Annotated in this window: 8 protein-coding genes; 4 read left to right on the top strand and 4 right to left on the bottom strand. The window is 46.4% G+C overall.

All coding sequences use genetic code 11. The features are described 5' to 3' along the window. Window positions 1-55: 55 nt before the first annotated feature. Window positions 56-1,054: a heme-binding protein gene (locus AC3A8L_RS16020; protein ID WP_487963279.1), complete on the bottom strand. Its 999-nt coding sequence runs from the start codon at window positions 1,052-1,054 to the stop codon at window positions 56-58. A gap of 473 nt (window positions 1,055-1,527) precedes the next feature. Between AC3A8L_RS16020 and AC3A8L_RS16015 the strand changes: the two genes are divergently transcribed. From AC3A8L_RS16015 to AC3A8L_RS16000, 4 genes are all read left to right on the top strand, one after another. After that, a complete protein-coding gene (locus tag AC3A8L_RS16015) occupies window positions 1,528-2,511 on the top strand; it encodes a dioxygenase family protein (RefSeq protein WP_487963278.1) in 984 nt (327 codons plus the stop codon). A gap of 130 nt (window positions 2,512-2,641) precedes the next feature. After that, window positions 2,642-4,072 (top strand): hypothetical protein, encoded by a 1,431-nt coding sequence (locus AC3A8L_RS16010; RefSeq protein ID WP_487963277.1) that lies wholly within the window; start codon window positions 2,642-2,644, stop codon window positions 4,070-4,072. A gap of 284 nt (window positions 4,073-4,356) precedes the next feature. Continuing rightward, on the top strand, window positions 4,357-5,775 hold the full coding sequence (locus AC3A8L_RS16005; RefSeq protein ID WP_487963276.1) for a formylglycine-generating enzyme family protein: 1,419 nt from the start codon (window positions 4,357-4,359) through the stop codon (window positions 5,773-5,775). Between the two features lie 205 nt (window positions 5,776-5,980). Then, complete coding sequence (locus AC3A8L_RS16000) at window positions 5,981-6,973, top strand: sugar-binding protein (protein ID WP_487963275.1); 993 nt, start codon at window positions 5,981-5,983, stop codon at window positions 6,971-6,973. Window positions 6,974-7,243: 270 nt separating this feature from the next. On the opposite strand, the gene AC3A8L_RS15995 is transcribed toward AC3A8L_RS16000, so the two are convergent. From AC3A8L_RS15995 to AC3A8L_RS15985, 3 genes are all read right to left on the bottom strand, one after another. After that, entirely contained in the window at window positions 7,244-7,615 is a 372-nt protein-coding gene (locus tag AC3A8L_RS15995; RefSeq protein ID WP_487963274.1) for a hypothetical protein, read from the bottom strand. Then, entirely contained in the window at window positions 7,608-9,221 is a 1,614-nt protein-coding gene (locus tag AC3A8L_RS15990; protein WP_487963273.1) for a S41 family peptidase, read from the bottom strand. The genes AC3A8L_RS15995 and AC3A8L_RS15990 overlap by 8 nt, the downstream gene beginning before the upstream one ends. 171 nt (window positions 9,222-9,392) lie before the next feature. Continuing rightward, the coding region (locus AC3A8L_RS15985; protein WP_487963272.1) for an oxidoreductase at window positions 9,393-10,021 on the bottom strand (629 nt) is incomplete at its 5' end.

Genomic DNA, 10,021 nt, shown 5'->3' with positions numbered 1-10,021 from the left:
TCGTCAAGCAAGCACCCAAAAACCCAAATTCCAGCAACTTATTCCGTGCACGCCCTTAGCTGCACGCCTTCTTTTTAGGGGTTTCTTTTTCTAAGGTATTAATACTGATATGCGGCCAGCGGATTAAACCGGCAGCGCCATCGGTGCGAGGGAAGAAGTCCAACATCACAACTTGAAGATACTGTAATCGCAAGGTTATTTTCGTGTGGCCTTTATCATCAGTTTCTTCAACCTCTTGAATCCAGAAGGTAGATTTCATATCAGAAGCATTCGCCTGCTTCACAATAAATGGAATGTTAACAATGCCCGCTTCGTCGAGTGTCGTATCCACCTCTAACTTAGTGGTGCGCACGATATTAACCCCCTCATTCGCAAGCTTTAATAACGCGCTGGGGTCTACAGGGTTAAAACCGGGGAAACCCGGCGCATCAACAACGCCCTTAAAAGGGGTGTCATTAAAATGCTTATAAGGGGCCAAATAGCGTCCGTCTAAGTCGTGACTTACACCAATCGGTAAGCCATTCACCTGACCAATGCTCGGCGTCGCAGAACTTGTATCACTGGTTCCCAGCGCCAAGACCGAATCACCGTGGGGAATCGTCGACAAGCGCGCGATATCCAAACCATTGGTGATATTGTTGGTCATGTGCAACCACAAGCCTGGTTCGTGATGAATCGTTGCGCCGGGTTCACCCGCCAAACCGCTCACGGGGAAGTCTTCTACGGCTATTTGATCAATCTTTTGTACATAATCTATCGCCACAACAAACTGATCATCGTCCCCGCCACCAACAGTAATCCCGCGATTGGCAACTTTATCATCGACTAAATCAAACTTAAGCGTTTCGTCATATTGATTAAGCAGCAAACGGTAATTGGCAGGCCCATCCGAAAAAGGAACCGCTATCATATTCCAGCCACGCCCGGGTAGGGCTTTATTACTCCAGGTGCCTGGCAGTAATTTCAACGGGCCAAGATTATCATCCCCCTCTTGCGCAGGTTTTACTGAACGCACTTTAGCTTTTAACTTATTTAATTGCTCTTTGTTTAACATTACAACTATCCCCCATAGGTATTTACACAATATCGCCAAGAATTATCTCAATAACGACAGCCAAATAAAAACAACAGCCCCGCAATCATAAAGCGCATAAGCGATAAAAAAAGGGAATATTCACAGTTTATGTGTTAAATACTGCCAAAACAGATGTAGCTGCTCTCTATCGGAGACCTTAGTTGAAGCTCACAGGGTCAATACCGAGCCTCCATATAAGTCAAAATGACCTTAAAACAGAACGATTACGCCCCTTTTTTTCCGCTAAAAAACACTCTCGATATAACCAAAATACGTCACACATACTTATTTACCGCAAGGCAAATATTTATTTATCCTCGTCAAAAAAACACGTATTTTAAGTGCCGAAAAATCCGAACTCGGTCTCACTTGGCGCCGCGAAAAAAGCTTTATTTGTCATCCCAGTGTTCATAATAGGTTAAATCTTAAAGAGACCTACACAGGGGTGAATCATGAGCAAGCACATTAACGATGACATTATTAAACCGGTAACACCGCCTATTCACCGCCGTAAATTTGTAAAAATATTTGGCTCTGCGGTCGCAACATTTCCGGCCGCAGGCTTGCTCGGCTGTACCGGCACCTCTGGCACGAGTAGTTCATCTGCCGCTCTAAGTTCAAGCAGCCTAGCCTCAAGTAGCTCTAGCTTAAGCAGCTCTAGCGAGCTCGCCTCAAGTAGCGAAGCCGCATCCAGTAGTGAGGCGCCAGCCGTCGACGGTTGGGCCACGGGCGGTACCGCTTCATTAACATCCCCCTTCCCACCGAGCAGCCCTTTTGGCAATAGCCCACCAACAACCTGTAGCCAACAAACCGGCCGACAAATTCTGGGGCCATGTTTTTTCCGCCCAAGCGATTACCTGCGTGAAGATATTTCTGATGGCGAAGTGGGCTTGCCCACCGTATTTGGTTTTCAAGTAATGGATGCCGGCTGTAACCCCATGGATGGCGTCACTGTCGAAATTTGGCACACCAACTGCGAAGGCCTGTATTCAGATGACCGCTCTACAGCGACAGAAATAGGTCCCGGTTACTGGGATGGCTCATTTGGCCTAAGCTGCGCCGATAACAACGCGCGCGCAATGACGAAGTATTGGCATCGCGGCGGCCAAGTTACCAATGCCGATGGCATTGTTTATTTTAAATCCTGCTTCCCTTATTGGTACGCAGGGCGAACAACCCACATTCACTTGCGCTTTATGCGTAATGGCATGGAATTGCTCACCACCCAATTTGGTTTTGCCGACGCCACAACAAATGACATTCATTTAAACCACCCAGAATACAGCCACGTGAACGAAAACGGCGGAAGAATGCAAGATCGATCCATGCAATCCGATCCCGAATTCGGAGGCTCCTCTTCAGCACAATGGTTAATGGAATCAAAAAGGCAGCGCGATGGATCTTTACTGACTTACAAGTCAATCATCATTGCCTAACCCCGTGTAAATAACCCCTGGCGTAAAAATGCGCCGGGGATTGAATTCCCACAAGCCCGATTAGTGACTACTTACACTGCGGCTTCGTGCCGCCCAAAATTCAACACACATTTAATTTGCCGAGAATAAAATGAAACTTAGCAACGGTGCCCCCTACAAAAAAATGGCTCTTGCGCCTTCAGCTGCAATACTTGCGCTGCTGATATCCGGCTGCGTTGGCAACAATACACCCACCGAGAGTTCAAGCTCAGTCGCCTCGAGTAGCGCAATTATTTCAAGCGAAGCGTCTAGCTCAAGCGTGCCTCAAATGGCCTCTTCTTCATCAGTAGATGATAGCGACTACGATCACTGCCTAGACGGTTTTAAACCTCACATTACCAACGGCTTTATTACCGACGGCCCCACCGAATTTGATGCCGGCGGCGGCGTTAAAAACGCAACCGTTCACCCGACCGTTTACGAATATATGTACGACAACGCATGGCAGGATGCACACGTGCTGTGGCATAACGTTCGCGCTTGCGGCGGCTTTGGCGAAACCCCAAGGCCAGACCTACCCAATGCTTGCCAAGACATTCTTTTTCGCGCAGAAGAAACAACCTGTTCAGGACACCAAGATGGCTTAGAGTTTTTAGCCGGCCACCGGTTAATGCTCGAACAATTAAAAGAGCTATGGCCAGAGCACACAGAACAGTTTTCCGGTTGGGACCAATTCCCCGGCCGCAACGATTACCCCGCTGTATTGCGCCCCTATTTTAATGACTGGAATAACAACCAATTATCTTCTGCCGATATGGGCGACAATATAGAAAGTTATTTAAACCGTTTTGCCACCGAAGGCGAGCTCGGAACATGGTTACAATGCGGTGGTTCACCGGGCAGTACGGGCTTTAATTTTAACAACCTACATATCGACTTACACTCAAATGGCTCCCCAGGAATGGGCGTTGAGCATTCGGTAAATAACAATAACCAAAACCTCGATGCCTACCTGTTTTGGAAATTACACGGGTGGATTGATAACGTTTGGGAAAACTACCGAAAAGCAAAAGGCAAAACCCGAGACGATGCCGACTACAAAACCGAAATGTTAAAGCAATGCCGTGAAATGGATCATTGGCGTGAAATTTCGTTGGCTTCTCGCACCCCCAACGGAAGTGGCAACGGCACCCCCGGTACAGGCAACGGAACACCTAATGAATCGGGCTTTTTCCACGAAGTGGTACGCCCCGCCTTTGAAGATAACGGCTGTTTACAGTGCCACGGCGATGCCCAAATCATGAACAATCTACAGCTTGGCGGAAACATCACATCAACCGAAATTGTAGAGCAACTGTTAGGCAATGCCTCACTGGTCAACAACTGGAAATATGTTGTTCCCGGCGATTTAAATGCAAGTTGGCTGTACTTAAAAGCGGCCGGCACAAGCCAGAATGCAAACGTCAGCTGTACCAATGGCGTTAATTGCCGCAACCCCATGCCTTACAAAGAACCTGTTGTACAAGCTTTACGCACCTGGATTATGGATCGTAATGCCGAAAAACCACAAATGTCTTTTTAACGCATAGCGCAATAAAAAGCAGGCCACAGAATTAACGGCCTGCTTTTTATACGCCACCTTAAAATTCTTTAATAAGGGACGAGGCAATAATAGTTTATCCAATTAGGCGAAGAGATCGGCTTTCTTATCGAGGCGCTTAAAGGGGCACATGCCGGGGCATGTAACGCTTTGAGCAACGAAGGTAAGGAGGTCGAGATCAAGTATTATTGGATGAAATATTGTTTCCTCGTCCCTAAAGGCAGGATGTCGACAATTAACCACCCATTATTATCGAGTACTCCGCGATGTTTGCGAATTTAAGATTTACACTAAAAAAAATTACCCTTACCGTTGCCTCAGCGCTCTTTATCGGCATAGCCGTTATCGCCATTGCGCCCAGCCACGCAGATTGCGACAACGACATTCAGCTGACAACGCAATTATTTCAACAGATAAAACAAGAACAACAGGCGCTTTACCGCCAACGCATGACGCTTAAAAATAATGTCATGTTCCCCATGCTCGAATCACAAACCCAAAGAAATGCCCTACTGTTTCAGGAAGACATCACCGACAAGGTTATTTTTTCGAACACCGAAGTTCGCACCCTTAGCAATCAACTAAAAAACTTGGCTCAAGCTATTGCCCAAGAAAAGTGCCTGCACGCGCGCCATCATGCCGTCGCGTTGCAACAAAAAATGACCAGCCGGCGAGCCAACTTCGAGGCCAGCCAAAATCTTTATCAAGCCAAAACAGCGGCCGCACAAGGTAAAGAGACCCTGATGATGTATCGCATGATGAAATCAGTTAACGACGCCTCCCCCATTGCAGACTACGCTCACCGGCTCGACAAAGAAGCCCAAGCCGCCTTTGAGGACGGCGATTTTGTAAACGCCTTAAGAATCTGGCAACAGGCCGATCTCACCTTCAACCAACACGCCTTTAAAGAAGTCGTCGATGGTTTTAAGCGCAATCAAGAAGTTGCAAAAAAATACACCACCGCCAGACTCAAAAGTATTAGCCAAGAAGTGGCTGCATATTTAGAAGATCACTTTATCGCAATTCCCACTGGCGAATTTTTAATGGGTAGCAACAAAAATGATACCGATGAAGCGCCGCAACATTCGATAAAAATAAACGCGTTTAAATTAGGAAAAACAGAAATACCTTTTGCACTGTGGGATTTATGTAAAGAAGTGCGCATGTGCTTACACCAACCTAGCGACGAAGGCTGGGGCCGAGGCAACCACCCTGTAATTAATATTAGCTACAGCGATATCGTGGAGCGTTTTATTCCCTGGCTAACAATGATGACAGGTAAACAATACCGGCTGCCCAGCGAAGCCGAATGGGAGTATGCCGCCCGCGCCGGTAGCACAACTGATTTTACATGGGGCGACACACTGGATTGCACACAAGCACAATTTAATACAGGGATTTCCAGTAGCTGCACAGTACAAAAAATGGGGACTCAAGCCGCTCAATCATTCACCGCTAACGCATGGGGCTTATTTGATATGCACGGCAACGTATGGGAATGGGTTGATAGCTGTTACAGCGAAAACTATACCCATAACAGCAACGCCCCCAGCCAATGCAACGTTAGCGTATTGCGCGGCGGCTCATGGAAGGAAGGCTACGATAGCTTAAGATCGAGCAATCGATTTTACTTTATTAAAAACGCCCGTAAAAATAACTTTGGTTTTCGTTTAGTTGAAGCGTAATTTTCCATAGAAAAAAATGACCCATGAGACACCATAGAATGATACCTGCTGCTCACATTCCCACTACAAGCAAAAAAAGCACACGATTGGGGTAAGTATTTTGAAACCCATAAAGCCTTTATAACGATACGCTGGCTCGACTCAACACACCTTTTTAGCTTTAAACCGTGCGCACTTGCGTGCCGATGTAGCTGGGAGTTAGCGCATGTTCCACTTACCCCTTTTGAACAGTCCCTTTTTTCACCAACTATCGACTCAACCATTGCTTCGCATACTCAAGCCCAGCGCTTTAGTATTAAGCGCCGTGGCGTTAAGTGCCTGTAACGGCGGCACAACACCAGCCAGCAGTTCCAGCGCGATAAGCTCGGTGGCGGCCTCCAGTGTTAGCGTAGCGATAAGTTCAAGCTCACAGCCTATCAGTAGCAGTAGCAGTAGCTCATCAAGCATTATTTCCAGCTCGAGCGAAGCCAGCTCTAGCGCGCCCATTATTCAATCCAACCACTACGATGCACCAAGGGCATTGTTCGCGCCGATGATCGATGGCGTTGAGGAAGTAGAATGGGACGTTGCACCCTGGCAAAAAATCGATGTGCGCTGGCTAGGTGCGCAGCGTGAATATCCATCCCCCGAGGACTATAGCGGGCGCTATAAAGCCATGTGGGATTCACGCTACTTATACTTATTGGTCGATATTACAGACGATGTGATTTTTGATCACGACCGCAACCCCTTAAGCCAACAGCTTCATATCGACGATACCGTTGAAATATTCATCGACGAAAACAACAGTGGCGGCAATCACTGGAATAACAATGCTGCTAATGCTTGGGCATACCACGTCAGCATTTATAAAGAGGTTGCCGATTTTGGCTTGTCTGGCGAGCCCATACTGCTTAACGACCACATCGAAACCGCCATCAATACCCAAGGCACACGCCATTTATGGGAAATGAAAGTTTCAATTTATGGCGACCAATACAACTTCGCCCAAGGCGCCAACAATACCCCGCTCACCTTATTCGCTGGTAAAACACTGGGCTTTTCGGCGTGTTATATCGACAACGACAACAGCATTCCTGAAAGCCGCTTTGAACGCGAAAGCATGATGGGCTCTGTCAATTCGCAAGGCCACCTCAATGACGAAGGTTATATTAATGCCGATGCTTTTGGCTCGATGACGTTGATTGAGGGTAATTAAAACGGCATCCGGATATTCGGGTTATAAAGTTAATTTAGAGGCCTACAGCAGTAAATCAGGGAATACTTTTACGGGCTAGTCGACAACAGTGCAAAAGGGTGGCGGACGCGAAAGAAATTGCGGCCCCGCCACCTTATTAGAGATCTTGATACTTAGCTTGAAAACCCTAGTTACATCTATGAGAATTTCTGCCCTTAAAGCTTAGTAGGCCATATGCCAAAATGATTACAACGAAGGAAGGGTGCTTACTCACTTCGTTGTAATCTTTCGCTAGCGTAAGGGCTTACACTCTAATTTAAAAAGTTTTTTGACCGCTTCTGTTTTTTCATTAATAAGAAAACAATCCTTTCCGTTAGTCTTTAGTAAAAAAACACTTTCGAGGTGCTTGGTGACAGCCCCTGCAGGAAGGTTCTTAGGGCCAATGGTGAGCCGGCTCGCCTCAGTAAAGGCACGATTACCTAGCGCGATTGTAGGCTTAACATCGGACAATAACGATATTGCTTTTTGTAACTCCACAATTTGATCGCTATTAAGCGTACCTTCTGTGCTCGCAATTGCTTGTTGTAAATGTGCAGGTATTGAGGGATTCGCGCAGGCGATTAAAGCCCCAGCCAGACTAACAAGTATTAATTGCTTAATCATGCTTCAATCCTTTTAAAGCAATATTTTCCCACGGTTGGCGATAAAGTTTATACCGCTGACTCTCAGCGGGCACGCTTTGATTGGGTTTGCTTGCGCTAATTTCAGGCTCTGGACAATGGCCATTTTCATTATAAAAAATAGCCGAGGCGAGCAGTTTCTCAGTAGTATTACCTAGTGCGTGATCAAGATCATCGTTTACGCTACAGCCGGGCAGTGTGGTGTTTGAGGTTTCGCTACCATTTGCTGCGCTAAAACCATCGGCGTAACTGCCAAAGCCTTTGGCGTTAATCGCTTGAAACTGCACGGGAAAGTACACCAGCTCACAGTTAGGGATACCATAAAAGCCATAGGGTTTGCCGCAAGTAGTATTGCCAATTTGAACGACTTCAATATCAATTCCTTTGAGGGCGTTCATTATCAGCTCACTGGCAGAGCAGGTTGCTCCCGTCGTTATTACCGTAACCCGGTTTAAATTTAGACTGGCAAGTGGCGTAGTGTTATCTTCTTCAGTGGGTATAAAAATTTCATCCGCCAACGGCTCTTCAGTTATAGGGTCAAAGTTGGGGTGACGACTATTCCATTGGGTTAAAGCAAACGTTTTGTCTTTAGTATTGGCTTCGCCGGCTATCATATAAGCAAGGCGTTGTGCACTATAAATACTGCCGCCGCTGTTATAGCGTAAGTCCAATATTAATTCATTAACCCCAGCACTACTAAAATCTGAAAACGCCTCTTGTAGTTGAGGAATGACTAAATCAGAAGTGAATGTGTTGAGCACAAGATAGCCAAACGTGTTGCTATTTTCATTAATAATTTGGCTATGTATAACGGGATTAATCGTTACATCCGTAGGTCTAATATAGAACTCGTTCGCTTCAGTATCACCCAGAGCCAGTACATTTAACTGAATGCTGTTTGTATTCTCGGGATAGGCAACCGAATAATAGAGGTCCTCTTTGGCCGAATAGGAAATTGCTTCTGATGTTTTCTGACCATTAACTTCAATGATTTTGTCGCCGCGTTTAAGTCCGTTTAGGGCCGCTGATGAGCCTTCTTCCACATAAGCAATTGTCAAGCTTAGGGCTTTACCGTCATCGGCTTCGTCAAAGTTAGAAGCGCTAATATGAGCCCCAATACTAAATTCAACACCATCCACGTATCGCTTGATATAGTCGTCATACCACATCATGCCTGAAAATTCGTCTTTACTTTTTCCTGACTCGGTAACGGCCTTAGATTTTAGAGCATAAAAAGCGGTAATTGGATCATTAAAAGTGTTGGGATTTACGTCTACAGTATCTTCACGCCAAAGGTAAATATCATTCATCAGCTCGCGAACAAAATGTTTTTCATGATTGAGGTTCCCCTTTTTCTGCTCTCTAGTGTAATCCGGTCTATAGCAGTGGCCATAAAATTCATCAACGCCTTTATAGCGGCCTTTAACCCAGTCAGTAGAAGGGCTTGTGCTGTTGGCTGAACCGTTACTTGCGCCGCTATTGAATGCGTTAGTGGTTGAGCCCCCACTACTGCCGCAGCCCTGTAAAATTAAGCCCGCGGTCAGTAACGCGCAACTTAGCTGTATTGTTGTGACTAATTTCTTTTTCATGATCAACACTCCTTTGAGTAATCCGGCCTGTAAAATAGGCGTATGCGATTCAAGCTTTAAAAATACTATAATCGTGTAAGGGGGGGGGATAAGGGGCGAATAATAACAGAAGACGCTCAGAGTGAGGTCATCTGGAATACATTCCCCCCCGAATTAAGTTACAGCAAAAAACTACGCCATTTCTAACACCGGATAATCCGTTAAACCTTCGGGGCCTGAACCGTAGAAGGTTTCGGGCACGGGCTCGTTTAATGGGGCGTTGTTTTGGAAGCGCTCGACCAAATCTGGATTTGCGATATAGGTTTTGCCAAAAGCCACAGCGTCGGCTTTTCCGCTGGCAAGCCACTCGTTAGCCAAGCTTAAACTGAAGCCTTCGTTGGCAATGTAACACCCGCCAAAACGCTGTTTAAGTTTAGGCCCCAAGCTATCTTCTGCGGCATGCTCGCGCGAACAAATAAAAGCAATCTTGCGTGCGCCTAATTCATCCGCAATATAGCCAAAGGTTTCAGCCAGATTATCGTCCCCCATATCGTGCGCATCGGCACGGGGCGCCATATGCATACCCACTCGCCCTGCCCCCCAAACGCCAATAACCGCATCGGTCACTTCTAGCATTAATCGCGCGCGATTTTCCAACGTGCCACCGTAAGCATCAGTGCGAAAGTTAGTGCTACTTTGAAGAAACTGATCCAACAAATAACCATTGGCACCATGTATTTCCACCCCATCAAAACCCGCCTTTTTGGCATTTTCAGCCCCTTTACGGTAAGCCTCAATAATGGCGGGAATTTCATCGCTTT

Source organism: Marinagarivorans sp. (genome assembly GCF_982758155.1).
Note: the sequence above shows the minus strand (reverse complement) of the source record. Positions and strands in the feature narration are given on the sequence as shown.

Bases quoted from the DNA above. Each gene is read 5' to 3' on its own strand.
- AC3A8L_RS16010 (WP_487963277.1), top strand. From the start codon at position 2,642: ATGAAACTTAGCAACGGTGCCCCCTACAAAAAAATGGCTCTTGCGCCT.
- AC3A8L_RS16005 (WP_487963276.1), top strand. From the start codon at position 4,357: ATGTTTGCGAATTTAAGATTTACACTAAAAAAAATTACCCTTACCGTT.
- AC3A8L_RS15990 (WP_487963273.1), bottom strand. From the start codon at position 9,221: ATGAAAAAGAAATTAGTCACAACAATACAGCTAAGTTGCGCGTTACTG.
- AC3A8L_RS16020 (WP_487963279.1), bottom strand. From the start codon at position 1,054: ATGTTAAACAAAGAGCAATTAAATAAGTTAAAAGCTAAAGTGCGTTCA.
- AC3A8L_RS15995 (WP_487963274.1), bottom strand. From the start codon at position 7,615: ATGATTAAGCAATTAATACTTGTTAGTCTGGCTGGGGCTTTAATCGCC.
- AC3A8L_RS16000 (WP_487963275.1), top strand. From the start codon at position 5,981: ATGTTCCACTTACCCCTTTTGAACAGTCCCTTTTTTCACCAACTATCG.
- AC3A8L_RS16015 (WP_487963278.1), top strand. From the start codon at position 1,528: ATGAGCAAGCACATTAACGATGACATTATTAAACCGGTAACACCGCCT.